The sequence below is a fragment of the Streptomyces sp. NPDC092045 genome, assembly GCF_044756005.1.
Lineage (GTDB): Bacteria > Actinomycetota > Actinomycetes > Streptomycetales > Streptomycetaceae > Streptomyces.
Genome location: NZ_JBIVSC010000001.1, coordinates 297327 through 324075 on the forward strand (window position 1 = coordinate 297327; position 26749 = coordinate 324075).

Sequence of the window (26749 nt, forward strand, 5' to 3'; positions counted from 1 at the left end):
TGTGTGGGTCCTCCTCTGTCCTCTGCGGTTCTTCTGGCTCTGCTACTCCGGAATGCGGGTGCCCCAGCGGCGGAACGTCAGCGCGCTGCCGCAGATCATCGTGCGCATCAGCCAGCGGTCCTTTCCGTCGAAGCGCGCGGTGAACGGCGTACGGGCGTGGACGACCCGCTTGTTGTCGAAGATCAGGAGGTCGCCCCGCTCCATCACGTGGGAGACGGCGGCCTTGTCCAGCGCCATGCCCAGGTCCCTCAGGGCCGTCGCCGCCTCGTCGTCGGCCTCGTCGACCACTTCGAGGTGGTGGGTGTCGTAAGCGATCTCCGGCGACGCCTCCGAGCCCGTCAGGATCGCGAGGGGGCGCTTCGGCATGTCGTCGGGCAGTACGTGGGCGGGGTCCGGCCGCACGTGATAGCGCGGCTGTCGGAGGATCGCGATCTGCTCGTCGGGGAGGTCGACGTCCTTCACACGGGCGTACTTGGACGCCGCGGAGGTGTCGCCCCGGAGACAGAGGAGGCCCGCGTAGTCGCAGCGGTCCTCGCGGAAGCTGTCCTCGCAGTGCCAGTCGAGCATGCCGGTGCTGCTCTGGCTGGTCTGGGTGAACTCCATCCTCCGCACCGGCACCATGTTCTGGACGATGCGCCCCTTGTACAGGCTCGCGTAGTTGAAGGGCTCGCCGAGCATGACCGTCACCGCGGTGAGCAGCAGCGAGGCGCGCTGTGCCGGGCCGGGCGGCGGCGGTGCGTACGGGGCCACCGCCGTCTCGGGAAGCGCGGCGCTGTTCGGCAGGAGGCCGCGCAGGAGGATGACGTCCCCCTGCGGCGCGTAGCGCCGGTAGGCGGTGACGTGGCGGCGAACGGCGGCCGGCAGGAACGCGTTCGCTTCGAGCGCCAGGTCGACGAACTCGTCGGGGGCGAGGGTTTCGAGGTCCCTGCCGCCCACGAGCGTGCCGATGGCCTGCCACAGCTCTTCGGCTTCGTGCGGCTTCATCTCGATCGTCGCTGTCGGCGACTTCGTTGTGGATTCCACTTCGATGCCCTCTCGTTTCAGCGTTTCGCATTCGAGCGTGCATAGATGGTGCACGCCGGCGAGGGAAAGGTGATTTCGCGTCCCGGTGAACACCTCGGGGGGTGCACGGAACTGCCGCGAGAAAGGGACACGCAGCGCCCCCGCCGCCCTGTCGTTCCGCCGTGCTCTTCGCCGCGGAATTTCCCTCGGTACTTCCCGTCGAGGAGAACGGTCGGCGGTGGCGGTGTGATTCGCACTCGGCGTGTTCCCCATCTGAGCACGCTCCGTCGCGTCATCGCAAGGTCCGTCGGTGCCGCGGCGGCAGAGCCGCTCATCCGTGCGTGCCGACAGCTGGACGCCCGGGGCCGCGAAGGAACCGGCCGCACCGGCCTGCCCTGTGCAGATGCGGAATTTCCGCGATTGCACAACCGTCCGCGACACAGTGTGAAGCTTCCGTGAGATTGGGCCAAAAGTACCCTTCCTGGCTGAATTCAGTGAATGCGGGAAGAGGCATGTTCGACGCTTCGGGCGACACCATCCCAGGTGAAACCCAGTACCACGGAGGCAGAGGTGAGCGGGGCGCGCCCGTGCGGGTGGGGCCGCCGAATCCACACTTCGGCCACGCCTGACCCGAACGCGTCGACAGGCGCTCTTTTGCGTGGCCTTTAAGCAACTACACTGCAATATTCGAGAAGTGGAAGGCCGGTGCGCCGAACCGACTCCCCATTGACCTCATCTCGGTGCATGACGCATGATCATAGATGGACGCACCAGTGGGGGAGTCACTTCATGAATACGCCTGAAACTGATCTAACCCAGCATGATGTCGAAACCGTACTGAGGCAGTTTTCACCCGATGAAGATCTACCGGTGGTGGAAGTTCCGGTCAATGAGTTGGTCCTCACCGAATCGCCCCGTTCGCAAGGAATCTGCGCATCCCACGTCCACACCCTCACGGAAACCGATGCCGCGCTTCCTCCCATCCTCGTGCACCACGAGTCGATGAAGGTGATCGATGGTCTCCATCGAGTACAGGCGGCCATCCTCAAAGGCGAGCAGAAAATCCGGGCCCGCTTTTTCAGGGGCAGTGACGACCAGGCCTACCTGCTGGCGGTGAAGCTTAACACCACACATGGTCTTCCCCTGCAACTCGCGGACCGCAGAAATGCCGCCCTCCGTATACTCGGAATCCATCCGGAATGGTCGAACCGGGCCATTTCCGAGATCACCAGGCTCTCGGACAAGACGGTCGCCAAACTGCGCGTGCAGAAATCGGGAGGATCCGAGAAGCAGCGGCGGAGGGTGGGAAAGGACGGTCGGTCCCACCCGCTGGACGTCAACTACGGGCGTCTCCGGGCGAGTCAGGTCATCGCCGACCGCCCGGACGCCTCGCTGCGCGAGATCGCACGGGCCGCGGGCGTGTCGCCGAACACCGCGAGGAGGGTGCGGAACAGCCTGCGGGAAGGACGGACCCCCCTCCTCGAGCCGGCCGCCGAGAACACCGGTTCACCCGCGGAGGCCGACTTAGGGAACAGGTCCTCCTTGCGCTCCCTCGCGACGGCCGTGTCGTCGATTCCCCCCGACGCCCGCGGACCGAGCTGGCTCAAGCTCAAACGCGACCCCTCGCTGAGGTCGACGGAGACGGGACGGTTCCTGCTGCGCAGCCTGAGCCTGCACGCCCTCACCTCGGACACGTGGGAGAGGGTGATCGAAACGATCCCCCCGCATTCCGCCGACGCGGTGGCCGACGTCGCCCGCAGGTGCGCGGCGGCGTGGCAGGAGTTCGCCGACAGGCTTGACAAGTCCGGGAACTGACACGTCCACATCAAGGAGTCCGCATGCCCGCCGCGATCGCCCATGAGCGCGAACAGCGCCTCTGGCACTCCACGTACACCACCGCCGGAGGCTGGGGCGAGGACGAAATCCTCCTCGACCACCGGAGCGCGGCCGCACCGGCTCTGGCCCAGAACGGAGACGATCTGCTCTGCGTCCACCGGGGAGCCCGTCACGGAGTGGCGGAGAACAACCCGCTGCGCTGGACCTCCCACACGCCGGCGGACGACGGGGGCCGGCCGGGCCCCCGCCGGTGGACCCCCGACGCCGACCTCGGCAACGGCAACCTCGCCTTCCACTCCCCGGCCCTCGCCGCGCACGAGGGCAGCGTGTACGCCGTGTACCACCGTTTCTGGGACGACGGCCGCGGCGGTCTCGCGACCACCCGCCGCCCGGCGGGCGGTCCCTGGCAGACGGCGTGGAGGCACGAGGAGCCTCGCGGGACCGGACCGGGCCGCTGGCCGGGCCTGGCCGTCTACCAGGGCCGGCTCCACCTGGTCTTCGCCGTCAGCGGAACCGGTACGGGCCCCGACGGCCCGGAGGGCGCGACCGTCCAGCACGCGACGCTCGCCGGGGACGGCACGTGGACGCCGATCCGGCACGGGCGCGGCAGCGAACCCCTCGCCGTGGTGAACGCCGGGCGGCAGGAGGCGGCGGCCGACATGCGCCCGCCAGGGAACTACGCCCTGACCGAGCACGACGGCCTGCTCCACCTGCTCTACCGCAGGGAGTACGACCAGCGCCTGTGGCACGCCACCTATGACGGCGACACGTGGAGCGGGGCCGTCGCCCTCGACGGCCTCACGAGCCGTCGCGGCGCGTCCCTCGCCTCGTACGACGGAAGGCTGCACGCCGTCTACCCGTCCCCGGACGGCGACTCGCTCCACCACGCCATCCACCAGGACGGCGAATGGAGCGGGGGCGAGGCCATCCCCGGCCACGAGAGCCGGCACGACCCGGGCCTGATCGCGTTCGAGGAGCCGGACGGCAGTCGGAACCTGCGCCTGGTCCACCGCGGCGTGGACGCCGCCGCGATCTGACGGGGGCGACCCCGCCGGGCGGGTGATCATTCGTGGGTTCCGGGAGCAGGTGTCGCGGGGTGTCCGGGCCGGACGTGTCCGGCCCCCGGAGCCTCCGCCCCCGGCTCAGGCCCCGACGCTCTGGTAGCCGCGCATCCGCCTTCGCCACCACACGAGGGCGGCGGCGAACCACAGCAGGCCGATCAGGGGCGCGGCGACGGCCGCCGGAGCCGAGAGGTGAAGGGTGTCGGTCTTGTCCAGCAGGACGCCCGACGGGATGTAGGCGACGACGGCCACGGGCATCACCCAGGTGAGGCCCCACGTCAACGCACCGCCGAAGACGCGCGTCGGGTAGGAACCGAACATCAAGTAGATGTTGTCGACGAGCTGGCCGGCCGCCCAGGTCTGCACGGAGCGGAAGCTCAGCGACGAGACGAGGACCGCGGCCGCTCCCTCGGCCAGCGCGCCCCCGACGACCGCGAACACGAGGTAGGCGACGCTCGGCGGCGAGAGGTCGACGTCGACCAGGTTCACGGCGACGGCGAACAGGATGACCGCGGCCGTCACGTCGCCGATCACGTTCATCCGGAACCGGCTGGTGACGATCTGGAGGAACGGGTTCAGCGGCCGCACCAGATAGCGGTCGAACCGTCCCTCGCGGATCATGGTGTCCATGATCGCGACCTGATGGAAGGGGACGACCCAGACGGCGTGCGCCATCAGCCGCAGCGAATAGAGGAACGCCAGCTCTCCGAAGGTCCAGCCGGCGATGGTGTCGAAGGTGCGGAGCACGGTCCAGACGAAGGCGATGCCGCTGCCCTGGTAGACGAGCCCCAGCGCGAGCAGCATGACGAAGTTCAGCCGGTACTGCGTCTCGCTCCGCACCGCCGCCCGGTAGAGCAGGAACGTCATGCGTACGCTTCCCACGGCCGTCATCCTCCCTGCACCACGACGCGGTGGAGCGCCCGCGACCAGATCAGCCGTACGGCGCCTGCCAGCAGGGCGGCCCAGAACAGCTGCACGCCGATCGCCCGGATCGCTTCGCCGCCGGACAGCTGACCTCCGTAGATCGCCACGGGGGTGAACGTCATCGCCTGGAAGGGAAGGACTTCGGCCACCGTCCGCAGCCAGTCCGGGAAGAAGTACAGCGGCACGAGCACTCCCGCCAGGAACTGGCTGACGAGGGTGTAGAGCATGCCGAACGCCCCGAACTCGGTCGTCCAGAAGGCGCCCAGGCCGACGATGAGGTTGAGCAGCATGGAGATGCCGAACGCGACGAGGAGGCTGGGCAGCCAGTACCCGAAGGCCGTGAGGGAGGCGGGCGGCCCCAGCGTGCCGACGAGCGCGACGAGCGGCAGCGCCGCCGTCGCGAACAGCACCATCGACAGGGTTCCCCCCACCAGATGAGCGAGCATCTGCTGGACGAATCCGGCGGGTCGCAGGATGTCGAAGGCGATGCGTCCTTCCCGTACCAGTGAATAGAGGTGGGAGCCGACGGCCGAGTCCTGCATCGCCCAGTTCTGGAGGTTGGCGATCGTCAGGTAGACGAGGACGTCGGCCAGCGCGACCCCCTTCACCACGTCCGCGCCGCCGTACAACGCGGTCCACACCTTGCGGAGGACGAAGATCTGGACGATGACGACGGCCAGCATGAAGAACGCGTTCTGACGGTAGGCCAGGGCGACGCGCAGCCTGCCGCGGATGATCTGCAGGTAGGCGGGGAGGTTGCGGAGGGGGCCGTCGGAGCGGGCGGCCCGGCCGACGCTCATGCGGTGATCTCGCGGTCGCCGTACAGGGTGCGCATGACGTCCTCGAGCTCGGGCTCCACGATCGAGAGGTCGGTCACGGGACAGCGGCTCGTCACCGCGGAGATGACCTCCTGGGCCGATGTCCGGTGCGCTTCGAAACGTATCCGCAGCGTCGGTCCCTCCTCCGCGGTCACCTCGCCCGGGACGCCGGGACCGAGCAACTCGGCGGCCCGGACCGCCGTCAGCCCGGGGGCGAGCTGCACGACCAGCGTGCGGTGGGGTGCGTACGCGGCCTTCAGGGCCGCGACGCTCCCGTCGTACAGGACTCGCCCCTGGTCGATGAAGACGACCCGTTCGCACAGGGTCTCGACGTCGACGAGGTCGTGCGTGGTGAGCACGATGGTGGTGCCGCTCTCCCGGTTCGTCTCCGCGATGAAGTCGCGCATCCGGTCCCGTGCCACGGCGTCCAGACCGAGGGTCGGCTCGTCCAGGTAGAGGATGGTCGGCTCGTGGAGCATGGCCGCGGCCAGGTCGCCCCGCATGCGCTGGCCCAGGCTCAGCTGGCGGACCGGCCGGTCGAGGAACGGACCCAGGTCGAGCAGGTCGACGAACTCGTCGAGCCGGCGGCGATAGTCCGCCTCGGACATGCGGTACATCTTTCCCAGCAGGGTGAAGGAGTCCACGAGGGGCAGGTCCCACCAGAGCTGGCTGCGCTGTCCGAACACGACGCCGATGTGCATCGCGTTCTTCTCCCGGTTCCGCCAGGGGGCGGTGCCGTGTACCTCGACGAGGCCGCCGGTCGGGACGAGGACCCCGGTCATCATCTTGATGGTCGTGCTCTTTCCCGCGCCGTTCGGGCCGAGGTAGCCGACGAGTTCGCCGGCCGACACGGTGAAGTCGACACCGTCGACGGCCCGCACCTCGTCGTACTGCCGGGTGATCAGGGTTCGCAGTCCGCCGAACGGCCCTTCGTGGCGACGCGGGCGCCGGTAGTACTTGGTCAGCCCCTCCGCCCTGATCAAAGCCGACACGCGGCACCCCCGAGCGCGGAAGCCGCGCCGTGCTCCGCCCCGGCCATGGCCAGACGGTGCATCAGGGGCCGGGCTCCGTTCAGCTCGCGCCACGTGACGACCGGAATGAGGCCGCCGACTCCGAGCGTGCTCAGCGCTGTCGAGCGGAGGCGATCGTCCGCGGCCCGCTCACGGGGGCGCACGCGCTCGCTCGCGATGCCGAGCAGACAGGCCGCGGCCCACAGTTCACGCGTCGCGGACCGGCCGATGAGCTCTTCGACGGCCCGTGCCGCGGGATCGCCGCCGGACCACTCGTCCCAACCGGATTCGACCCGCCCGACGTCCACTCCGAACGCGTCCGCCGCCTGGCGCCAGGGTGTCCGTCGCCAGACGCGGTGGCCCCCGGATTCCCCCTCGTGCAGAAGGACGTAGGCCGCGCCGTCGCGATAGTGCGGTACGGCGGTCAGCACGCCGAGCACCTCGGTGCGCGGCCGGTCGGCACCGCGGTACACGCACGCCGATCGCCACCGCTCACCGGAGTTCCCGGCGATGCTCTCCGTGCCCTGATGCTCGATCAGGTTGGGTACGGACAGAAGGACGGGAACGCGATGACGCTCCAGGTGGTCCAGCATCACCGCGTCGTCCTCGCGGCGCGTCGACACGAGGGGACGCGCCTCCTCGGAGAAACGGGCCGCGTGATCCACGGGCAGCATGAGGGCGAGAGTGGGGGTGTAGATGTCGTCGACCGCCGGCACCCACCCGGCACCGGCCAACGCCCCCACGCGGACCGCCGCGCCGTCGGGGCCGTCCCAGTTCGCATAGAACGCCACGGCCGAACGGGGAAACCGCGCGGCCGCGTCACGTGCGACGGACAACAGCTCGCCCGACGGCACGACGTCGTCCTGCAGCACCAGATGATGAGTCGCACCCTCGCCGAAGGCCGCCCACGCCTCGACGCTCGTACGCAGCGGATTGGGTGCCCCGCCGGGCTCCGGGTCCGTGACCACCCTGACGTCGCCGCCGAGCGACCCGACCAGACTCCCCGCCATCGCGGAACGGGCCGGGTGAGTCATGATGGCCACGCTCAAGAGGGCCGTTGTCATTGATCAGCCTCGACAATCGAGCTAGAGGACAGCAAGCGCCGCCGCAGGCAGGGAAGTCGGCTCCCGAGGATCGCCCTTGCGTCTCCTCAGGACCCCCTCACCTCACCAGAGCCCCCGGGACCTGTCCACCCGCGCCACGTGCACGGTGACACGGTGCACGCTTCTTCCCGCGGCCGGGCACCGGTACGATCGGTTCACCGCCACGGTGCGCGTGACCGCCGAACCGGACACGGACGTCACGCCCTCCCGGTAGGCCCTGGTGGCTGGGTCGAGGACGCAGGCGCAGACGATCGGAACACCGGTGACGGCCCGCTCGACGCGCCGGGAGAAGGGGATGCCGGCTCTGGCGTACGGGCCGCCTTCACGATCCGGTCGGTGGTCTCCGAACCGGGCGACACGACCTCGACGACCAGGAGCCGTACGGTTCCGCGCTGATCTGCGCGCGCATCCACACGGGCGCCACCCTCCCGGCGGTCATGAAGCGCCTCCTTCGGGGATGCGGTGCTGCTCGACTCGGCGTGCCGCCCGCTTCCACCCGGGCACCGGCCCCGGGCCGGGGGCCTGCGGACCGGACCGACAGGGACGCGTCGACGTGAGAGGCTGGATCACATGAACCGGCTGGCTGGTGTGACCTCCCCGTATCTGCTGCAGCACGCTGACAACCCGGTCGACTGGTGGCCGTGGGGACCGGAGGCGTTCGAGGAAGCGAAGCGGCGCGACGTGCCCGTGCTGCTGTCGGTCGGCTACTCCGCGTGCCACTGGTGCCACGTCATGGCCCACGAGTCCTTCGAGGACGACGCCACCGCCGAGCTGATCAACGACGGCTTCGTCGCCGTCAAGGTCGACCGCGAGGAGCGGCCCGACGTCGACGCCGTCTACATGGAGGCCGTCCAGGCCGCCACCGGGCAGGGCGGCTGGCCGATGACCGTGTTCCTCACGCCGGACGCCGCGCCCTTCTACTTCGGCACGTACTTCCCGCCCGAGCCCCGTCACGGCATGCCCTCCTTCTCCGAGGTCCTGACCGGAGTCCGGGACGCCTGGGCCGGGCGGCGCGGGGAGGTGGACGAGGTCGCGGAGCGGATCGTGAAGGAGCTCGCCGGCCGCTCCCTCGCGTACGGCGGCGACGGCGTCCCCGGCGAGGAGGACCTCGCGCAGGCCCTCCTCGGCCTCACCCGCGAGTACGACGCCACCCGCGGCGGCTTCGGCGGCGCCCCCAAGTTCCCGCCGTCGATGGTCCTGGAGTTCCTGCTCCGCCACCACGCCCGCACGGGCTCCGAGGGCGCCCTCCAGATGGTCTCCGACACCTGCGAGGCCATGGCCCGCGGCGGCATCTACGACCAGCTCGGCGGCGGCTTCGCCCGCTACGCCGTCGACCGCACCTGGACGGTCCCGCACTTCGAGAAGATGCTGTACGACAACGCCCTGCTCTGCCGGGTGTACGCGCACCTCTGGAAGGCCACCGGCAGCGACCTGGCCCGCCGGGTCGCCCTGGAGACCGCCGACTTCCTGGTGCGCGAACTCCGCACGCCCGAGGGCGGTTTCGCCTCCGCGCTCGACGCCGACTCCGACGACGGCACCGGAAGGCACGTCGAGGGCGCCTACTACGTCTGGACGCCCGAGCGGCTCGCCGAGGTGCTCGGACCCGAGGACGCCGCCGTCGCCGCCGCCCACTACGGCGTCACCGAGGACGGCACCTTCGAGGAGGGCAGCTCCGTCCTCCAGCTCCCGCAGGACGCGGGCGTGACCGACGCCGAACGGATCGCGTCGATCGCGGACCGGCTCCGCGCCGCCCGCGACGAGCGCCCGCGACCGGGCCGGGACGACAAGGTCGTCGCCGCCTGGAACGGCCTCGCGATCGCCGCGCTCGCCGAGACCGGCGCCCTCTTCGACCGCCCCGACCTGGTCGAGCGCGCCACCGAGGCCGCCGACCTGCTCGTCCGGGTCCACATGGACGAGGGCGCCCGCCTCGCCCGGACGTCCAAGGACGGCCGGGCGGGCGCCAACGCGGGCGTCCTGGAGGACTACGCCGACGTCGCCGAGGGCTTCCTCGCCCTCGCGGCCGTCACCGGCGAGGGCGCCTGGCTGGAGTTCGCCGGCTTCCTCCTCGACCTCGTCCTCGACCGCTTCACCGCCGAGGGCGGCGCGCTGTACGACACGGCCCACGACGCCGAGACCCTCATCCGGCGCCCCCAGGACCCCACCGACAGCGCCACCCCGTCCGGCTGGACCGCCGCCGCCGGAGCCCTGCTCGCGTACGCGGCCCACACCGGCTCCGAGGCCCACCGGTCCGACGCCGAGGGGGCCCTCGGCGTCGTCAAGGCCCTCGGCCCGCGCGCTCCCCGCTTCATCGGCTGGGGCCTGGCCGTCGCCGAGGCCCTCCTCGACGGCCCCAAGGAGGTCGCCGTCGTGGGCGACCCCGGCGACGAGGCCTTCCGCGAGCTGCGCCGCACCGCGCTCCTGGCCACCGCGCCCGGTGCGGTCCTCGCCGCGGGCGCCCCCGGCGGCGAGGAGTTCCCGCTCCTGGAGGGCCGGCCGCTGGTGGCCGGGGGCCCCGCCGCGTACGTCTGCCGCCGCTTCACCTGCGACGCGCCGGTCACCGACCCGGACGAGCTGCGCCGGAAGCTCTGAACGGGCCCCACGGCGAGGCCCCGGAACGGGGACGGCCCCGCCGCCCCTCCGAAGAGGGGTGGCGGGGCCGTACCGGGGCCGGTCGCTCAGCTGTTGCCGGCGCCGTTGCCGGACAGGACCGGGATGTCGCTGAGGATGTGCGACAGCGGCTCGTCGCCCTTGGCCTGGGTCGAGTTCTCGACGCACTGCTGGTTCTGCGGGGAGGACAGGACGTTGATGTCCTGGACCGTGATCGGGATGAGGCCGATCAGCGAACCGGCGTTGACCTTGGCCGGCAGGCCGACGCAGGGCTTGTTCAGCGAGCCCTGGACCAGCGCGAGCTGCGGGCTCATGTTGCCGTACGTGGCGGAGTTGCCGTACGCCTGGGTGGCGCCGTTGCCGCTGAGCGAGGTGGTGCCACCGTCGTCGGCGATCGCGAGCGCCTGCCCGGCGCCCGTCGCCGTCGCGCCGAGGACCGACGCGGCCACAGCAGCCGTAGCGAACAGCTTCTTCATCAGTTCAGGCCTTTCGGATACTGGCTCGCCGATTGCCGAGCCGTACTGATCAACCGGCGGGAATGCCGAAGGTTCCGGGAAGTCCACCGGACGGACTACGGGCAGATGAGCGAAATGCCCTGTCCCGCACCGTATTTCGAGCCGTTCGCACACAGGTGCGCGACGCGGCCCGGAGAGGGTGAATCACTCTCCCGTGCCCATTGTGTAATGATGCGGGAATCCCAGCGGAAGGAGCGAAGATGGCGCCGGAGCCCGGGAAATGGGAACGGATGGCCTTCATTCCGAAGAGCCGGTACGTGAGCGACCCGACCCCCGCCGACCGCACTCCGTTCCCGGTCTACTCCGCCCTGGTGACGCAGTGGACGCAGGCGGGCCGCGCGGTGCCGGGGATGCCGGACCGGGAGTGGGAGCGCCTGATGGCGACCCCGGTCTGGCCGCGCTGAGGAGACGCGCGGGACGACGGGAACGCACGGCACGACGAAAGGGGCCGCCCCGGAGGGCGGCCCCTGACGCGGGAACGTGACGTGTGAACGGCGTCGCGTCCGGACGGGAACGTCAGCTGTTGCCGACGCCGTTGCCCGACAGGATCGGGATGTCCTCCAGGAGGTGCGACAGCGGCTCGTCGCCCTTGGCCTGGGTCGAGTTCTCGACGCACTGCTGGTTCTGCGGGGAGGACAGGACGTTGACGTCCTGGACGGTGATCGGGACGAGGCCGATCAGCGAACCGGCGTTGAGCTTGGCCGGCAGGCCGATGCAGGGCTTGTTGAGTGAGCCCTGGATCAGAGCCATCTGCGGGCTCATGTTGCCGTAGGTGGCGGAGTTGCCGTACGCCTGGGTGGCGCCGTTGCCGCTGAACGAGGTGGTGCCGCCGTCGTTGCTGATGGCGAGCGCCGGGGAGGCCACGGCGGCGGAGGCGCCGACGATGGAGACGGCCGCGGCCGCGGTGGCCATAACCTTCTTGATCACGGGAGTTCCCTTCTAGAACCTGCTCCGTGCAGGGAGCGACCTGACCAACAGGGTCCCGGACGCCGGGGTTCCGTCGTGTCACCCTCTTGGCGGAGCGCGCGCGGCAGCGCGAAACGAGTGCCCCTTCGAAAGGGTGAAGCGCCGGAACCAAACCCGCCGGAGGCAGTTGAGCCGGGCGCATCAATCAGGTCGATTGGTGGGAACAGGAACGGAATCACCGTGATCAAGAAGATTGTGGCGGCTGCGGCTGTTGCGGCCTCCGTCGTCGGCGCTTCTGCCGCGGCGGCCTCCCCGGCGCTGGCGATCGCCGACGACGGCGGCACCACCTCGCTCAGCGGCAACGGCGCCACCCAGGCGTACGGCAACTCGGAGACCGCGGGCGACTTGAGCCCCCAGATGACGCTGGTCCAGGGCTCGCTCAACAAGCTCTGCCTCGGTGTTCCGGTCAAGGGCAACCTCGGCTCCCTCGTGGGCCTCGTGCCGATCACCGTCCAGGACGTCAACGTCCTGTCCTCCCCGCAGAACCAGCAGTGCGCGGACAACTCCACCCAGGCCAAGGGCGACGAGCCGCTGTCGCACATCCTGGAGGACATCCCGGTCCTCTCCGGGAACGGTGTCGCCAACGGCTGACCCGCGGTGCGGACGGCAGGGCCGGAAGGGAACGGCGACGTTCCCTTCCGGCCCTGTTCCGTGCCGGCGCCCGCCCCGTTTCCCGGGGCGCCGGCATTGTCCCGTGCGGGCGCCGGATTGTTCCGTGCGGGCGGTTCCGTGCGGGCAATGGAGTGAAAAGAACACCGCCGAAGTTATTTCGGTTTCCTTTGTGCGGGATGTTCGTTGTGTTGTGTACAGCGGAGGCCGGGGAACTCCCCTCCCCGGACATCACGAGATCCGTGACAATTCTTCCGCCGAGGAAAGGATCCAGACGAAATGAACTGTAAGAAGGCTGCGGCCGTCGTCGCCGGTATCGTCCTGGCCATGGGTGTGGCGTCGCCCGCCTTCGCGGACGCCGACGCGGAGGGCGCGGCCGTCGGCTCGCCCGGCGTCCTGTCCGGCAACGTCATCCAGGTCCCGGTCCACATCCCGGTCAACCTCTGCGGCAACACCGTGAACATCATCGCGCTGCTGAACCCGGCCCTCGGCAACGTCTGCGCCAACGACTGACCCGACGCGGTACGCGGACAGGCACGGGGCCGGCCCCGGGGAGCACCCGCTCCCCGGGGCCGGCCCTTGTCGTGCCGCGTCCGCGGTCAGCGGGGGGCGAGCCGGTCGGGCGCGTCCTCCGGGGCGGTGCGGGGGGACGGCGGCGCGGCGGCCGGGCGCGGTCCGCCGGGCGTCCACCGCCGGCGCAGCGCCGCCAGGGCCTTGCGCAGCAGGTGCGCGAGCCAGGCGCGGCCCATGGCGAGCGCGGGCAGCGGGTCGTCGGCCGCGCACCACGCCCACTCGGTCGGCCGCCGCACCCCGCCGGTCTCGGCCGCGTACCGCCGGCGCGGGACGGTGAGCAGCGAGAGCAGCGCGTAGTTCTCGGCCACGAACCGGCGCCCGTACGCGGGGGAGGGCGGGGGGACGGGCCGCCCGGTGAGGTCCAGGTGGAGCGCCCGGACCGCGTCCAGGCCGTCCTGGTCGGTGAAGAGCCGGAACTGCGCGCCGGGCCGGGGGTTGAAGTCGAGCAGGTGGTACGCGCCGGTCGTCCGGTCGAGCCGGAAGTCCAGGTCGCACACGCCCCGGTAGCCGAGCGCGCCGAGCAGGGCGCGGGCCGTCCGGTCCACCGCCGGGTTCACGGCCCAGCGGCCCGCGGCGGTCAGCCCGGCGCCGGTGGGCCAGGCGCGCTCCTTGCGCCCGGTCGCCCCGGTCGGGCAGCGGCCCGCGGAGTCCACGTACCCCTGGAAGAACCAGTCCAGGTCGCGGCCCTCGGGCAGGAGCTCCTGGAGGAGCAGCCGGCTGCCGGCCTCCGGGGCGCGGGCGTACAGCTCCCGCACCTCGGCGAGCGAGCGCACGACCGACGTGCTGCGCAGCCCGGCGCCGGCCGGCAGCAGCCAGGGCCGGCTCCACTTGGCGACCACCGGGAGGCCCAGCGCCCAGGCCATGGCGGCGGCCTCGTCGGCGCCGGTGGGGAGCGCGGTGCGGGGGTGGGGCAGGCCCAGGGCCGCGCAGGTCTCGGCGAGCGCCGCCTTGTCGGCGACCCGCAGCAGCTGCGCCTCGGTCTGCTCGGGCAGCAGGAAGCGCGGGGTCAGCTCGGCGCGGCGGCGGGCCAGGGCGAGCGCGGTGACGTCGTCCAGCGGGACGGCGAGCAGGGGGGCCGCCGACCCTTCGGTCACCTCGTCCCCGACCCGGAGGAGGAAGTCGGCCAGCTCGGCGGAGGAGGCGGCCCCGGGGCCGGGGCGGACCGACCGGAGGTGGCGGGAACGGGCCACCGGACCGGTCCGCGACTCGACGACGGCGTGGACCGGGATTCCCGCCCGGCCCAGCGAGCGGACCGCCCCGAGCGTGCCGTGGTGAAAGGGGTTCCGGTCGAGCCGCACGAGGACGGCCGGGACGCGGGTGTCAAAACTCGGCACGGCATGCCCTTCGTCTCGGTGCACCAACCGGGCGATCAAATCCTCTAATGGACTAGCGAGCGAAGGAAAGTCGAGTTCACGGACGGCTCATTAGGAATACTTTAGGAACATCTGATTGACGATCTGTCACCTACTGCGTGACGCGGAGGAACGGCCATGAAAGCTGCAAGCCGGAGAAATTCGAGAGCGTGGCTGGGGGTGTTCACCGCCGGTCTCCTCGCCTCGGGCTCCCTCGCGCTGTCGCCCTCCGCCCACGCCGCGGCGCCCGTGGACGGCCGGGGGGCGGGGGAGACGCGCGAGGCGCGGGACCCCGGGCCGTCGTCGGTCGCCGGCGCCATGGGCGCCTTCCTCTCCTCGGGCGCGTACGGGGTCGCCCGCATCGGCGAGCTCGAACGCTGGCTCGGCGGCCGCGAGCTCCGCGTCGGCCACACCTACCTCCCCGGCGACCGCTGGAAGAACATCGAGGGACCCCCCGGCTTCCTCGACGCCTGGGCGAACTGGCGCAACGAGAAGGCCGACCGCCTCTTCGTCCTCAACGTCCCCATGCTGGAGCGCAACGAGGCCCGCGTCCCCGACGCCGAGGTCCGCCGGCAGCTCCGGCTCGGCGCGGCCGGGCAGTACGACCACCACTTCAGGACCCTCGCCCGGCGCCTCGTCGAGCTGAGGGCGAACGACACCGTCGTCGTCCTCGGCTGGGAGATGAACGGCATCACCTACACCCACCGGTGCGGCCCCGACCCCGAGGCCTGGAAGGCGTACTGGAACCGCATCGTCGCCGCGATGCGGTCCGTCCCCGGGCAGAAGTTCCGCTTCGACTTCAACCCGAGCCGCGGCCGCGACGCCGTTCCGTGGACCGAGTGCTACCCGGGCGACGACGTCGTCGACATCATCGGCATGGATTCGTACGACCAGCCGCCGGGAAGCAGTTTCGACGAACACGTCGACGAGCCGTACGGGCTGCGGAAGCAGATCGATTTCGCGGCCGAGCACGGAAAACTGATCTCCTATCCGGAATGGGGACTCTTCCGGAACGGCGACAACCCGGAATACATGCGGCGCATGCTCGAATGGATGGAGCTGCACAAACCGCTCTACCACACGATCACCGACTACTGCCCGCACGGCGTCTGGCAGTGCGACGACAACCCGCGGTCGTCGCTGGTGTTCCGTCAGATGCTGTACGGGAAGGAGCCGGAGCTCCCGACGCCCGAGCCGACACCGACGCCGACGCCCACCCCCACGCCGACGCAGCCCGCGCCGGAACCCAAGCCCGAACCGACGCCGACTCCCACGCCCACACCCACGCCGACGCCGACGCCGGAACCCGCGCCGACTCCCACGCCGACCCCCACGCAGCCCGAGCCGAAGCCCGCACCGACGACACCGACACCGACACCGACACCGACTCCCGCGCCGACGCCGACTCCCTCTCCGACGCCCACGCCCACGCCGACGCAGCCCGAGCCCAAGCCCGCGCCGACGACACCCACGCCGGAACCCGAGCCGACGCCCACGCCCACTCCCACGCCGACACCGGCCCCCACGCAACCCGAGCCGAAGCCCGCGCCGACGACGCCCGCCCCCACGCCGACGCCCACGCAGCCCGAGCCCAAGCCCGCGCCCACGCCCGTGCCCCTTCCCACGCCCGTGCCCCAGTCGAACTGCTGGTCCGTCAACCTCGGCTCGTGGGTCGAGAGCTGGATCGGCGGGCCCGTCTGCGTGTCGAAGGGCCCCTGGAAGGACGGGGCCGGTCTCGACTGGAAGGACGCGCTCAAGGGCGTCTGGCCCTTCTGACCGGGGCGGAGCTCATCCGTCGCGGGGCGGGCGGCCCTTGACCCGGTCGAGCGCCCGCCCCGCCCAGGCCCGTTCCCGTGCCTGGCGGGCCGCCCAGCGCCGCGCGTCGGCCGCGCCCGCGCGGAGCCAGAGCAGCGGGGCCGCACCGGGCCCGGAGAGGAGCAGGCGGCGGTTGCGGACGGGCTCCGGGCGCCAGTGGTGCTTGTACGACTCGCTGCCCCGCAGCATGCTCAGCGTGGCCCGCCCGCCCGCGCTGGTCTCGCGGGCCCCGTGCCGCAGCAGCATCGTCGCCACGTCGACCTTGCGGGCCCGCAGCGCCGGGTCGGCCCCGTACAGATAGCCGCCGGCCAGGCGCGGCGACATCAGCGTCAGGTCGGCGGCGACCACGTCCCCGGCGAGCCGGAACTCGGTGACCATCGCGTCCCCGCGCTCCACCATGGGCCGCACGGCCCGGGACAGGTGCTGGGCGAAGCGCTCGCTGGTGTGCTCGGCGGTGACGCCCCGGCCCTGCCACTGGAGCCGGTGGAGCGTCAGGAGCCGGTCCAGGGCGGCCGGGACCTCCTCGCCGGTCACCACGCGCGCGTCGATGCCGAGCGCGTCCAGCTTCCGCAGCTTGGCGCGCACCCGCTGGGCCTTCCCGGAGGGGATCCGTTCGAGCAGGCCCTCCATCGGGACGGCGGGCAGCTCCAGGCACAGCGAGTCGGGCAGCCGCCGGCGCGGCCCCCGCCAGTGGGCGAAGACCCGTTCGCCGGCCGCGCCCGGCCGGACCTCCCGCAGGTCGACCACCGCGCCCCGGGCGGTCCGGGCGACCGCCCGGGCCAGGGCGGGGACCGCCTCCGGGCAGTCGTCGTCCAGGAGCACGTCCGTGAAGTCGGTGATCGAGCCGCCGAGCAGCGTGAGGACGGGCAGCGGGCCCCGGGCCCGCATCAGGGGCGCGGCGGCGACCAGTGCGCCGTCCCCGCGCCGTACGAGCACCACCCGCAGCGCACCGGCCCGCCCGTACGAGAGCCACCAGGAGTGCAGCCAGGAGTGGGACTGGAAGGGGGTGGCGGAGGAGCAGCGGCCGTACAGCGCCGTCCACTCGGCCGCGAGCCGCCCGAACCCCTCCTCGTCACGGCAGACCTCCGTCCGCAGGGCGCCCCCGGTCACACCGTCTCCGGCCGGTGCGCGCCGGACACGGCGGGGGCGGGCACCGGGGCGCCGGCCCGGCGGGAGTGGCGGGACTCGCCGCGCGCGGCGGCCCGCTTCGGGCGGACGAGGAGGCCCAGGCCGCCGAGGAGGCCGCCCGCGCAGCCGCCGACGAGCGCGGAGAGCGACGCGGAGGGGGAGACCGGGTCGACGGGCTTCGTGGCGCGGGAGAATTGCACGACCTTCACGCCGGTGCTGGACGCCACGTGCGAGCTGTCGAGGATGAGCGCCCTGGCCACCCCGTCGGCCATGGACACGGCCTTCGCGGGCCGGGCGGCCCGCGCGGTGATCGAGATCATCGGGGCGTCCGGGGAGGTCTCCGCCGTCACCTTCTTCCGCAGCGTCGCGGTCGTCACCCCGGCCCACACCTGGGCGTCGCCGGTCACCGCGATGTCGGTGGCGACCCGCCCGTACGCCTGGGCGAAGCCGAGCGCACCGGCCGGGTCGGACTTCTCGCCCGGTACGACGATGACGTAGCTGGTCGCCGCGTACTCCGGCGTCTTCAGGGCTCCGTAGCCGCCGCCGAGCACGGCCCCGGCCAGGACGGCGGCGGGCAGCACCGCCCAGCGTCCGGGGAGGCGGAGCCCGGCGGGCGGGAAGGCGCGGGAGGCTGTCGTGGTCTTCATGGGTCGGGCTTCTCTCACTTCACGGATGCTTCATCGGGAACGCTGTGCGGACGGCGCGGCGGCCTGGTCGTAGAGGGACGTCAACTGCCGGGCGCTGCGCGCGATGTCGTAGTGGCGGGCGGCCTCCGGCACCGGGAGCCGGGCGGGCCGGGCCTCCGCGGGGCCGCGGAGGGCGGCGGTCAGTTCGGCCGCGGAGCCGCCGGTCCGGCGGGCGCCCGGGGCCGCGCCCGCCGGCAGGTCCTCGACCGCCGGGCAGGCCGCGTACAGGACGGGCAGGCCCGCCGCGAGCGCCTCGACGACCGCGAGCCCGAAGGCCTCGTCGGGGGAGGCGGACACGAAGACGTCCATCGCGGCCAGGAGCCCGGGCAGCGAGGGCCCGGCCGACCCGGCGGGCGGCGGGTCCTCGCAGGCCCCGGTGAGCAGCACCCTGTCGGCCGCTCCCAGCTCGCGGGCCAGCCGCAGCAGCTCCTCCCGCTCGCCGCCCTCCCCGACGAGCAGCAGCCGGGCCCCCGGGACCGCCGCCACCGCCCGTACGAGCAGGTCGAACCGCTTCCCGGGGGCCAGCCGTCCGACCCCGCCGACGACGTACGCGTCCTCGGGGAGACCGAGCGCCGCCCGGGTCCGGCGGCGGGCGTCCGGGTCGAAGGCGAACCGGCCGGTCTCGATGCCGTTCGGCACCACCCGGACGCGCTCCTCGGGCACCCCCCAGTCCACGAGCCGCCGGGCCACGCTGGGCGAGACGGCGACCGTGGAGGTGCCGAGCCGCTCGGACGCCAGGTAGAGGGCGCGGGTGCCCGCCGACAGCGGCCGGCCCTCGATCTGGTGCTCCCCCAGGGAGTGCTCGGTGGCGACGATCCGGCGCACCCCGGCGATCCGGGCCGCCGCCCTGCCGTACACGCACGCCCGGTACAGGTGCGTGTGCACGAGGTCGTAGCGGCCCTGCCGGACGACCCGGGCCAGCCGGGGGAGCGCCCCGAGGTCGCGGTTGCCGGTCATGCCGAGGTGGGTGACGGGGGTGCCGTCCGCCTCGATGCCGGCGGCGACCGCGCCCGGGTTGGTGAGCGTCACCACCCCGCTCCGGACGGGGAGGTGGCGCAGCAGGAGCCGGAGCTGCTGCTCGGCGCCGCCGATGCCGAGGCCGGTGATGACGTGCAGGACCCTCATCGCGCACCGACCACGGCCGGGGCGTGCGCGGCGGGGACCGCCAGGTCGGTGGGCCGGCGGCGGCGCAGCGGGTGCAGCAGGCGCTTGGCGGCCAGCCGCCAGGCGGTGTCGTTCTCGCCGATGTGGACGCGGGGCAGGGCGTACGCGCCGGTGTGCGGACCCGGGTCGATCGCGCAGGCGTAGCGGTAGCCGGCCCGGCGCACGGCGCGCATCGCGCGCGGGTCGACCCGCCCGTACGGATAGCAGAAGCCCTCCACCGGACGGCCCGTCATCTCCTCCAGGAGCTCGCGGCTGCGCCGGGTCTCGGCGACGAGCGTCCGGTCGTCGGCCTCGGGCAGCGCCACGTGCGTCAGCCCGTGCGAGCCGATCTCCATCCCGGCGGCGGAGATCCGCCGGATCTCCTCCCCGGACAGCAGCCGCTTGCGCGGACCGGCCGTGTCCCAGCCGTTCTCGCCGCCGAGCCGGCCCGGCAGGACGTACACCGTGGCGGTGAAGCCGTGCCGGCGGAGCAGCGGCAGCGCCGAGTCCACGAAGTCCGCGTAGCCGTCGTCGAAGGTCAGGCCCACCAGGCCCTTGGCGCGCCCCTGGGCGGTGGCGGCCAGCAGCTCCCGCACCGACACCCCGCGCAGCCCCCGGTCGCCCAGCCAGCGCAGCTGCCGGGCGAAGCGCACCGGGGAGACGGTCACCCGGTACGGATCATCGGCGGTGTCCGTGATCGAGTGGTACATCGCCACCCACAGGGACGGGCTCCCCCACGGGGGCAGGTTCCTTCCCCGGGGCGGCTTCGGCAGCAGACGGCTCGGCGCGGTGACGGCGGGCATGGGGGGTCCTCCGGTAGGCGGAGCGGGGCAGGGACGGAAGGCCGGACGCCTCGGGGGCGCAGGCGAGGAAGAGCAGGAAGACGCCGGTGGCGACGAGGGCGGCGGCGACGACGGCGGGGACGGCGGGGCCGATCGCGACCGAGCAGGCCCAGCCGGCCCCGGTGGCGCCCGCTCCGGCGGCGGCGAGCCGGAGCAGGCCCGCGCCGAGCCGGCCGGCCCGGACCGGGACGGACTGGCGGTGCGCGCCGCGCAGGAGCAGGACGGCGGTCAGGGTGATCCCGAGGGCGTTGGCGGCGGCGATGCCGACCGCGCCCCAGTACTGGGCGCCGGGCACGCCCGCGACGCCGGTCGTGACGAGCCCCGCGCCCATGGCGGCGGCCGGGTACCAGAGCGGGCGGGCGGCGGAGAAGTAGCAGCGGACCAGCGCGCCGACCATCGTCTGGCCCAGCAGGCCGAGGGCGTACACCCGCATGACGGCGGCGGTCGCGGTGGTGTCGGAGCCGCCGAACTCGCCGCGCTCGAAAAGGAGTTCCACGATCCTGGGGGCGGCGGCGATCACCGTCGAGGCGCCGACGAGCACCACGACGGCGGCGAGCAGCAGGTCCCGCTCGACCCGGTGGCGGGCCGTCTCCTCGTCGCCCGCCGCGAGGGCGCGGGCGACCACCGGGAAGCTGACCGTGCACAGCATCAGGGAGAGGATCATCGGCAGCTGCGCGACCTTCTGCGCGTAGTTCAGGTGCGAGATGGCCCCGGCGGGCAGCGGCGAGGCGAGGAAGCGCTCGATCAGCGTCTGGGACTGGCGGCACAGCGAGAACGCGACGACCGGCGCGATCAGGCCGAGCACCAGGATCCGCCCGTCCTGCCCGCCCCGGGGGGCGGACGCCCGCGGCGCCGGGGGCACGGGTCCGGAGCGCAGTTCCCGCACGAGGGAGGGCGCCTGGACCAGCACCATCAGGATCCCGCCGACCGCGACCCCGGCGGCGGCCGACCGCACCCCCCAGGGCTCGCGGAGGACCAGGATCGTGCCGATGATCCCCACGTTGTACGCCGCGTAGATCATGGCCGGCGGCAGGAAGCGGCCGTGCGCGCGCAGCGCGGCCGAGCAGTAGCCGACCAGGGCGAAGGAGAGCACGCAGGTCGCGGTGAGGCGCGTGCAGTCGACGGCGAGCGCCGGGTCGGGGAGGCCGGGGGCGAGGGCCTCGACGAGCAGCGGGGCGGCGAGGACGAGGACGGCGGCGACGAGGCCGACGGTGAGGGTGAGCCGGGGGAGGGTCCCGCGCACGAGCGCGCGCACCGGATCGCCGAGCGCGCCGTCGCCGCGCCGGGCCAGGGCGCGGGAGAACGCGGGCACCAGGATCAGGGCCATCGCGTCCTCGATGAGCAGCGTCGAGGCGAACTCGGGCACGGTCCACGCCACCAGGAACGCGTCGGTCGCGGCCCCGGCCCCGAAGTACCCGGCGAGGATCTGGTCCCGCACGAGCCCGAGCACCGAACCGACGGCGGTGAGCCCGGCGGTCACGGCCGCCGCCTTCGCCAGGAACCCGCGGCCCTGGGGCCCGCCGGCCTTTCTCGCCCGCGCGCGCCTCCTCACGCGGGTGCGTGCGTGGGCTCGACGGCCGGTGCGGGGCGCGGGGGGCGTCGTCGCCTTCGGCGGGGCGGTCGGGGTCGGGGACGGGGTCGTCGCTCCGGAGGCCGGTTCGACTCCGGTCGCGGCGCCCGCCCCGGCGTCGGTCGCGGTCCGGGTGCCGGTGCGGAGCCCGGCCGCCGCACCGCTTCCGTTCCCGGCTCCGGACCCGTCCCCCGCGCCGGCCCCCGGCTCGTGCGCGACCGCGGTCCGTCCGCGCACGGCGACGCGGCGGGCCCCGGCGAGACCGCCCGCGGGCGGGGCGTCGTGGGGGAGGACGTCCGCCCCCGGCAGCACGACGGCCCCCGGGGCCCACGGGGAGTCCGTGGGGCTCAGGGGCGGGGTCGACCAGGGGTCGGCCGGCGGGGTGCCGCGAGGCGGCCGGGGCGCCGGGCGCCGCCCGTCGGACCGCGGCGGGTCCGCGGGCCGCCCCGCGTCCGTGGGGCCCGGTTCCCCGGCCCACGGGTCACGCACGTCTCGCCCCCACCAGCGACCACCAGGCCGCCAGGCCGAGCACGACCGACATCAGGACCGTCGAGGGGCCGCCGATGTCCGCGTAGAAGAAGTCGGTGAGCTGCCAGACCAGCAGGCCCGTCGCGACGAGCGCGCAGTCCGCGCCGGAGCCGGACCCGGGGCCCGCGCCGCCGCGCCGCCGCAGCGCGCCCACCAGGAGCGCCGTCCAGCTCCCCGCCAGGGCGAGCAGCCCCACGAGCCCCTGCTCGCTCAGGACGAGCAGGTACATGTTGTGCGGGGAGAGCAGCGGCTGCCGCTGGAAGACCGCGCCCGCGCCCGCCGTGTCGCTGCCCGAGGACAGCGCGACCGAGGCGTGCGCGTCGCGGTACTGCGGGAAGCCCTTCAGACCGACGCCGGTGAGCGGCTCCGCGCGCCACATCTCCCCGGCCGCCGCCCACATCGTGTACCGGTCCGTCACCGACCGGTCCGGCGCCGCCGTCACCCGCGTGATGCTGGCGACCCGTTCCTCCACCATGTCCGAGCCGATCCCGAGACCGCCGACGAGGACCACGCCGAGCGCCCCCGCCGCCAGCCCGGCCCGCACCGCCCGGCGCGGCCCCGCCAGGAGCAGCTGGAGCGCGCAGGCGACCACGGTCGCGATCCACGCGCCCCGGCTGAAGGAGAGGACCAGCGGGAGGAACAGCAGCCCCGCGCAGACCAGGGCCGCCGTCCGGGCCCGCCCCGGACCGCTGCCGAGCGCGATCCCGGTGACGACGACGAGCCCGTACGAGACGACGGTCGCCATGCCCATCACGTCGGTGGCCCCGAACGTGCCGACGGCCCGGACGTCCTCGCCCTGGTACGAGGCGCCCGTGCCGGTCAGGTACTGGCCGACGCCCACCGCGCCCTGGAGCAGCGCGAGCCCGACGAGGGCCCAGGCGACCACGGCGAAGTCCCGCCGGTCGCGGACCGTCAGGAGCACGGCCGCCGGGACCAGCACGAAGACCTGCACGTAGCGGGCGACGCCCGGCAGGCTCGACGCCGGGTCGTTCGAGGTGATCGCGGCCAGGCAGATCCCGAGGACCGGGAGGCCGAGGACGACGGCCGCCGTACGGGTCAGCGGCCGGGTCCCGCCGCGCGCCACCCGCACCAGGCAGACCAGCACGAGGAGCCCGGAGGCCGCGTCCGCGACCGTGCCCGTCCCGCCGGTGCCGCCCTGCGCGCCGCCGCCGCCCGGGACGAGCAGCAGCGCGATCACGGCGAGGACCGGGGCGAGCGCCCCGGCCCTGCGGAGCCGGTCCCGCGCCGCCGGGCCGACCACGGGTGACGTCGCGGCCGTGGCCATCCTCAGCTCCCCGTGGGTCGGACGAGCTCGGCGGCGGTGCGCAGCAGGATGCAGACGTCCTGCCACAGCGACCAGTGGTCGATGTAGTGGTTGTCGAAGCGGCAGCGGTCCTCGATCGAGGTGTCGCCGCGCAGCCCGTGCACCTGGGCGAGCCCGGTGAGCCCCACCGGCATCCGGTGGCGGGCCGCGTAACCGGCGTGGATCTTGCTGAACTGGGCGACGAAGTACGGGCGTTCCGGCCGGGGCCCGACCAGGCTCATGTCCCCGCGCAGCACGTTCCAGAGCTGCGGCAGCTCGTCCAGCGAGGTCTTCCGCAGGAGGCTCCCGGCCACGCTCATCCGCCGGTCGCCCGCCACGTTCCAGCGGGTCGCCGACTCGGTGTCGTCCGAGGGCCGGAGCGTGCGGAACTTGAGCAGCGTGAAGTGGCGCCCGTACTGGCCCACCCGCTCCTGCCGGAACAGGACCCCGGGGCCGTCCGAGAGGCGCACGGCGAGCGCGCAGAGCAGCAGCACGGGCAGCGCGAGCACCAGCGCGGGAGCGGCGAGGGTGATGTCCAGGGCGCGCTTGGCGGCCAGGCCGCGCCGCTCGTCCAGCGGCACGATCCGGTGCCAGGCGTGCCCCCACATGTGCTCGCCCATCGGCCCGTCCTGGTGCCGGCCGCCGACCCGCCAGGTCGTGCAGCCGTACTGCTGGAAGAGCGTCACCAGGTCCGGGTCGTCGTCGAGGAACACCGCGTCGCGCACGGTGTTCTGGATGACGGCCCGGTGGATCTCCTCGGTCGTGGCGAGCACCGGGAGACCGGACTCGCCGGCCGCCCGGGGGGCGCCGCCCTGCTCGGGCACGCCGACGATCCCGACCGGCAGCACCCCGTACTCGGGGTGCTGGACGGCCGCCGCCGCGAACCGGCGCGCGTCCCCCGTCCCGCCGACGACCAGCGCCGACCGCGGGTGCGCCTTCGCGACCCGGCGGCGCCGGCCGACGACGAGGGCGCGGACCGCGCAGACGAGGAGGACGTGGACGGCGTACGCGGCGCAGAGCCGCAGCGGTCCGATCGCCAGGTGCGGGGAGTGCGCGGCGACGCCCGCCGCCGCCAGGCACCAGACGACCCCGGCGCGGGAGGCGAGCGCGGGCAGCTCGTCCAGGGCCCGGACGTGCGCGGCGGGCCGGTAGAGCCCGGCGTGCCCGTCGAGGAGCAGGACGAGCGCCAGGACCGGCAGGACGAGCCGGGCGTCGTGGTGCGCCGCGCTCAGGACCGAGGCGGCCGCGACGACGGCCAGGCCGTCGGCCGCCACGAGCGGCGCCGCGCCGGCCCGCCGGCGGGGCCGGGGGCCGGGACGGCGGTGGCGCGGCACCGGGAGGCGGCCGGGGGTGCCGCGGGGCGGCGCGAGGGAGGCGAGGCCGAAGGCCTGGCCCGCGGCGGGCCAGGGGCCCGGCGAGGAGGGGACGCTGGTGCTTTCCGTGGTCACTGTGCGATCGGCTCTCTGTGCTCGGCCCCCCGCACTCCGGCCAGCTCGCGGTAGAGGTCCGCGACGGCCGCGCCGGTGCGCCGGACATCGAAACTGCTGAGTACGTGCTCGTGGGCCTCCCGGCCCAGGCGGTGCCGCAGCTCCGGCCTGCCGAGGAGGCGGCCGAGGGCGGCGGCGAGCGCGGCCGGGTCCTCGGGCGGGACCAGGCACAGGGGTTCGTGGGCGGGCGGCAGGCTCTCCCGGGCCCCGTCCACGTCGCTGACGACGACGGGCCGGCCGCTCGCCATGGCCTCCAGGGGCGCGAGCGCCATGCCCTCCCAGCGGGACGGCAGGACGACCACGTCGGCGGCCCGGTACCAGGGGGCGGTGTCCCCGACGGTCCCGGCGAACCGCACCGAGGGGCCGGCGGCGGCCCGCAGCCCCTCCGCGTCCGGGCCGTCGCCGACCAGGACGAGCCGGGCCGCGGGCACCTCGGCGAGGACGGCGGGCCAGGCGGCGAGCAGCACGTCCTGTCCCTTCTGGCGGCAGAGCCGGCCCACGCAGACGACCGTGGGGGCCGGGTTGCGGGGCGGGCCGTCGTTCGCGAACCGGGCCGTGTCCACGCCGTTGTGGACGACCGACCAGTCCGCCTCGACCCCGGCCGCCTCGCCGGTGCGGCGCTCGGCCTCGCTCACGCAGAGGATCCGGTCCGTCCAGCGGGCGCCGAACCGCTCCCAGCGCCGGGCCAGCGCGGCGGTCGTCCCCCGGACGGCCTCGAACGACCAGGCGTGCGGCTGGTACACCGTCGGGATCCGGCCCCGCAGGACGAGCCGGGCGCACAGCCCCGCCTTGGCGCTGTGCGCGTGGACCAGGTCGGGCCCGACCGCGCGGACGAGCCGGGCCAGGGAGGCGGTCTCGCGGACGAGCCCGGGCCCCGGGTCGCGGCCGGCCCGCCAGTCGTGGACCTCCGCCCCCTCGGCGCGGGCGGCGGCGGACAGGACGGTGCCGGGCGGGCAGGCGACCGCGACCCGCAGGCCGGCGGCGCGCTGGGCGCGGACGAGGTCGGTGACGACGCGGGCGACCCCGCCGTCGCCGGGCTGGACCGCGTGCAGGACGGTGACGGACCCCGGGTCCGTGTCGCGTGGTGACAACACGTCAGCGCCGCACGTCCGCCCGGGCGGCCGACGTGCCGCGGGGCACGGCAAGAACCGCTGAATTCCGCATACAGGTTCTCCGCTTTGATGAGAGAAGGAAGGGAAGACCCGCGAAGGCCGGGAGGGGGGAAGGTGTCGTCCGCACGAAATGGGTGAACGCGCGGCCGGCCCGGAAGCAACGTTCGGGAAAGTTATAACCCCGAAGCGGGGCGATAGTAAGCATTAGATGCCCGGCAACGCTAACTCCCGTATCCATGTGGCCCGTTCGTCGTTGTGCGTGTTGCGCCATTCTGCGTCCGGACGCTCCCGTGCCCCTCTTTCGGCCCACAGGCCGGTCGCGAGTCACCCGTTCGGGAGAGCAACCGATGGAAATCGGAGGCGTTGTTGAAGGAGTCGGGCCCGCCGGTCCGCGCAGTCCGATCCGTATGAATTCGATCGAGGAGTACTTCTCCATGTCCCGTATCGCCAAGGCCGTTGTCCTGACCATGGGTGCCGCCGCCGCCGTCGCCGGTACCGCGGGTGCCGCCGTCGCCGACGCCGGTGCCGAGGCCGCGGCCGTGCACTCCCCCGGCGTCCTCTCCGGCAACATCGCGCAGATCCCGGTCCACATCCCGGTCAACGTCTGCGGCAACACCGTGAACGTCGTCGGCCTGCTGAACCCCGCCTTCGGCAACACCTGCGCCAACGTCTGATCCGGCACGCCCGATCGGTCCTTTCGAGGTCGGTGCGCCCGCTCCCGCCAGGGACGGGCGCACCGGCTTTTTCCATGTCGTCACG

At 73.5% G+C, this 26749-nt stretch carries 24 protein-coding genes and 1 pseudogene; 8 read left to right on the forward strand and 17 right to left on the reverse strand.

The window, feature by feature from the left end; all coding sequences use genetic code 11:
• Nucleotides 1-42: 42 nt before the first annotated feature.
• Nucleotides 43-1023, reverse strand: coding sequence for a TauD/TfdA family dioxygenase (locus ACIQKA_RS01420; protein ID WP_402539609.1), 981 nt, complete (start codon nt 1021-1023; stop codon nt 43-45).
• 768 nt (nt 1024-1791) lie between these two features.
• Between ACIQKA_RS01420 and ACIQKA_RS01425 the strand changes: the two genes are divergently transcribed.
• The gene (locus tag ACIQKA_RS01425) at nt 1792-2817 is read left to right on the forward strand and encodes a ParB N-terminal domain-containing protein (protein WP_383149836.1); all 1026 of its coding nucleotides are present in this window, start codon (nt 1792-1794) and stop codon (nt 2815-2817) included.
• A gap of 23 nt (nt 2818-2840) precedes the next feature.
• On the forward strand, nt 2841-3875 hold the full coding sequence (locus tag ACIQKA_RS01430) for a hypothetical protein (RefSeq protein WP_402539610.1): 1035 nt from the start codon (nt 2841-2843) through the stop codon (nt 3873-3875).
• Nucleotides 3876-3980: 105 nt separating this feature from the next.
• On the opposite strand, the gene ACIQKA_RS01435 is transcribed toward ACIQKA_RS01430, so the two are convergent.
• The 5 genes and pseudogenes from ACIQKA_RS01435 to ACIQKA_RS01455 form a co-directional block, all read right to left on the reverse strand.
• A complete protein-coding gene (locus ACIQKA_RS01435; RefSeq protein WP_402539612.1) occupies nt 3981-4781 on the reverse strand; it encodes an ABC transporter permease in 801 nt (266 codons plus the stop codon).
• A gap of 5 nt (nt 4782-4786) precedes the next feature.
• Nucleotides 4787-5623, reverse strand: a complete 837-nt coding sequence (locus ACIQKA_RS01440; RefSeq protein WP_402539613.1) for an ABC transporter permease — start codon at nt 5621-5623, stop codon at nt 4787-4789.
• Nucleotides 5620-6633, reverse strand: a complete 1014-nt coding sequence (locus ACIQKA_RS01445; protein ID WP_383149844.1) for an ATP-binding cassette domain-containing protein — start codon at nt 6631-6633, stop codon at nt 5620-5622. The genes ACIQKA_RS01440 and ACIQKA_RS01445 overlap by 4 nt, the downstream gene beginning before the upstream one ends.
• The gene (locus ACIQKA_RS01450) at nt 6621-7700 is read right to left on the reverse strand and encodes a hypothetical protein (RefSeq protein WP_402539615.1); all 1080 of its coding nucleotides are present in this window, start codon (nt 7698-7700) and stop codon (nt 6621-6623) included. Before ACIQKA_RS01450 ends, ACIQKA_RS01445 begins: the two co-directional genes overlap by 13 nt.
• A 255-nt stretch (nt 7701-7955) precedes the next feature.
• A pseudogene (locus ACIQKA_RS01455) lies at nt 7956-8131 on the reverse strand (Uma2 family endonuclease); the annotation flags it as partial.
• Nucleotides 8132-8324: 193 nt separating this feature from the next.
• On the opposite strand from ACIQKA_RS01455, the gene ACIQKA_RS01460 reads away from it, so the two are divergent.
• Nucleotides 8325-10343, forward strand: coding sequence for a thioredoxin domain-containing protein (locus ACIQKA_RS01460; protein ID WP_402539616.1), 2019 nt, complete (start codon nt 8325-8327; stop codon nt 10341-10343).
• Nucleotides 10344-10429: 86 nt separating this feature from the next.
• Here ACIQKA_RS01460 and ACIQKA_RS01465 read toward each other — a convergent pair whose 3' ends face one another.
• Complete coding sequence (locus tag ACIQKA_RS01465; RefSeq protein ID WP_383149848.1) at nt 10430-10837, reverse strand: rodlin; 408 nt, start codon at nt 10835-10837, stop codon at nt 10430-10432.
• Between the two features lie 296 nt (nt 10838-11133).
• On the opposite strand from ACIQKA_RS01465, the gene ACIQKA_RS01470 reads away from it, so the two are divergent.
• A complete protein-coding gene (locus ACIQKA_RS01470; protein WP_383149850.1) occupies nt 11134-11280 on the forward strand; it encodes a hypothetical protein in 147 nt (48 codons plus the stop codon).
• 112 nt (nt 11281-11392) lie between these two features.
• Here the strand turns inward: ACIQKA_RS01470 and ACIQKA_RS01475 are convergent, their stop codons facing one another.
• Nucleotides 11393-11803 (reverse strand): rodlin, encoded by a 411-nt coding sequence (locus ACIQKA_RS01475; RefSeq protein ID WP_383149852.1) that lies wholly within the window; start codon nt 11801-11803, stop codon nt 11393-11395.
• Between the two features lie 219 nt (nt 11804-12022).
• On the opposite strand from ACIQKA_RS01475, the gene ACIQKA_RS01480 reads away from it, so the two are divergent.
• Together ACIQKA_RS01480 and ACIQKA_RS01485 are read left to right on the forward strand one after the other, a co-directional pair.
• Nucleotides 12023-12433: a rodlin gene (locus ACIQKA_RS01480; protein WP_383149854.1), complete on the forward strand. Its 411-nt coding sequence runs from the start codon at nt 12023-12025 to the stop codon at nt 12431-12433.
• A gap of 297 nt (nt 12434-12730) precedes the next feature.
• Nucleotides 12731-12964 (forward strand): chaplin, encoded by a 234-nt coding sequence (locus ACIQKA_RS01485; RefSeq protein WP_383149856.1) that lies wholly within the window; start codon nt 12731-12733, stop codon nt 12962-12964.
• Between the two features lie 86 nt (nt 12965-13050).
• Here ACIQKA_RS01485 and ACIQKA_RS01490 read toward each other — a convergent pair whose 3' ends face one another.
• Nucleotides 13051-14358, reverse strand: a complete 1308-nt coding sequence (locus ACIQKA_RS01490) for an ATP-grasp domain-containing protein (RefSeq protein WP_402539617.1) — start codon at nt 14356-14358, stop codon at nt 13051-13053.
• Between the two features lie 156 nt (nt 14359-14514).
• Between ACIQKA_RS01490 and ACIQKA_RS01495 the strand changes: the two genes are divergently transcribed.
• The gene (locus ACIQKA_RS01495; RefSeq protein ID WP_402539618.1) at nt 14515-16152 is read left to right on the forward strand and encodes a glycoside hydrolase family 26 protein; all 1638 of its coding nucleotides are present in this window, start codon (nt 14515-14517) and stop codon (nt 16150-16152) included.
• 12 nt (nt 16153-16164) lie between these two features.
• On the opposite strand, the gene ACIQKA_RS01500 is transcribed toward ACIQKA_RS01495, so the two are convergent.
• From ACIQKA_RS01500 to ACIQKA_RS01535, 8 genes are all read right to left on the reverse strand, one after another.
• Nucleotides 16165-17301: a GNAT family N-acetyltransferase gene (locus ACIQKA_RS01500; RefSeq protein ID WP_391093376.1), complete on the reverse strand. Its 1137-nt coding sequence runs from the start codon at nt 17299-17301 to the stop codon at nt 16165-16167.
• Nucleotides 17298-17966: a lipopolysaccharide biosynthesis protein gene (locus ACIQKA_RS01505; protein ID WP_383432318.1), complete on the reverse strand. Its 669-nt coding sequence runs from the start codon at nt 17964-17966 to the stop codon at nt 17298-17300. Before ACIQKA_RS01505 ends, ACIQKA_RS01500 begins: the two co-directional genes overlap by 4 nt.
• A gap of 30 nt (nt 17967-17996) precedes the next feature.
• On the reverse strand, nt 17997-19130 hold the full coding sequence (locus ACIQKA_RS01510; protein WP_383442979.1) for a glycosyltransferase: 1134 nt from the start codon (nt 19128-19130) through the stop codon (nt 17997-17999).
• Nucleotides 19127-19858 carry a polysaccharide deacetylase family protein gene (locus ACIQKA_RS01515; protein ID WP_402540237.1) on the reverse strand — a complete coding sequence of 244 codons (732 nt, stop codon included), beginning with the start codon at nt 19856-19858 and terminating at the stop codon, nt 19127-19129. Before ACIQKA_RS01515 ends, ACIQKA_RS01510 begins: the two co-directional genes overlap by 4 nt.
• Entirely contained in the window at nt 19827-21470 is a 1644-nt protein-coding gene (gene murJ, locus ACIQKA_RS01520; RefSeq protein WP_383149867.1) for a murein biosynthesis integral membrane protein MurJ, read from the reverse strand. Before murJ ends, ACIQKA_RS01515 begins: the two co-directional genes overlap by 32 nt.
• Nucleotides 21471-22041: 571 nt before the next feature.
• Nucleotides 22042-23373 carry an O-antigen ligase family protein gene (locus ACIQKA_RS01525; protein ID WP_402539620.1) on the reverse strand — a complete coding sequence of 444 codons (1332 nt, stop codon included), beginning with the start codon at nt 23371-23373 and terminating at the stop codon, nt 22042-22044.
• A gap of 2 nt (nt 23374-23375) precedes the next feature.
• On the reverse strand, nt 23376-24839 hold the full coding sequence (locus ACIQKA_RS01530) for an exopolysaccharide biosynthesis polyprenyl glycosylphosphotransferase (protein WP_402539621.1): 1464 nt from the start codon (nt 24837-24839) through the stop codon (nt 23376-23378).
• Nucleotides 24836-25972 carry a glycosyltransferase gene (locus ACIQKA_RS01535; protein WP_383149871.1) on the reverse strand — a complete coding sequence of 379 codons (1137 nt, stop codon included), beginning with the start codon at nt 25970-25972 and terminating at the stop codon, nt 24836-24838. Before ACIQKA_RS01535 ends, ACIQKA_RS01530 begins: the two co-directional genes overlap by 4 nt.
• Before the next feature lie 452 nt (nt 25973-26424).
• Here ACIQKA_RS01535 and ACIQKA_RS01540 point away from each other — a divergent pair, with 452 nt between their 5' ends.
• Nucleotides 26425-26664 carry a chaplin gene (locus ACIQKA_RS01540; protein ID WP_383150049.1) on the forward strand — a complete coding sequence of 80 codons (240 nt, stop codon included), beginning with the start codon at nt 26425-26427 and terminating at the stop codon, nt 26662-26664.
• Nucleotides 26665-26749 lie beyond the last annotated feature (85 nt).

Excerpts from the sequence above, each read along its gene's own strand:
- ACIQKA_RS01425 (WP_383149836.1), top strand. The coding sequence starts at position 1,792 with ATGAATACGCCTGAAACTGATCTAACCCAGCATGATGTCGAAACCGTA.
- ACIQKA_RS01430 (WP_402539610.1), top strand. The coding sequence starts at position 2,841 with ATGCCCGCCGCGATCGCCCATGAGCGCGAACAGCGCCTCTGGCACTCC.
- ACIQKA_RS01440 (WP_402539613.1), bottom strand. The coding sequence starts at position 5,623 with ATGAGCGTCGGCCGGGCCGCCCGCTCCGACGGCCCCCTCCGCAACCTC.
- ACIQKA_RS01460 (WP_402539616.1), top strand. The coding sequence starts at position 8,325 with ATGAACCGGCTGGCTGGTGTGACCTCCCCGTATCTGCTGCAGCACGCT.
- ACIQKA_RS01465 (WP_383149848.1), bottom strand. The coding sequence starts at position 10,837 with ATGAAGAAGCTGTTCGCTACGGCTGCTGTGGCCGCGTCGGTCCTCGGC.
- ACIQKA_RS01485 (WP_383149856.1), top strand. The coding sequence starts at position 12,731 with ATGAACTGTAAGAAGGCTGCGGCCGTCGTCGCCGGTATCGTCCTGGCC.
- ACIQKA_RS01495 (WP_402539618.1), top strand. The coding sequence starts at position 14,515 with ATGAAAGCTGCAAGCCGGAGAAATTCGAGAGCGTGGCTGGGGGTGTTC.
- ACIQKA_RS01505 (WP_383432318.1), bottom strand. The coding sequence starts at position 17,966 with ATGAAGACCACGACAGCCTCCCGCGCCTTCCCGCCCGCCGGGCTCCGC.
- ACIQKA_RS01510 (WP_383442979.1), bottom strand. The coding sequence starts at position 19,130 with ATGAGGGTCCTGCACGTCATCACCGGCCTCGGCATCGGCGGCGCCGAG.
- ACIQKA_RS01515 (WP_402540237.1), bottom strand. The coding sequence starts at position 19,858 with ATGTACCACTCGATCACGGACACCGCCGATGATCCGTACCGGGTGACC.
- ACIQKA_RS01525 (WP_402539620.1), bottom strand. The coding sequence starts at position 23,373 with ATGGCCACGGCCGCGACGTCACCCGTGGTCGGCCCGGCGGCGCGGGAC.
- ACIQKA_RS01540 (WP_383150049.1), top strand. The coding sequence starts at position 26,425 with ATGTCCCGTATCGCCAAGGCCGTTGTCCTGACCATGGGTGCCGCCGCC.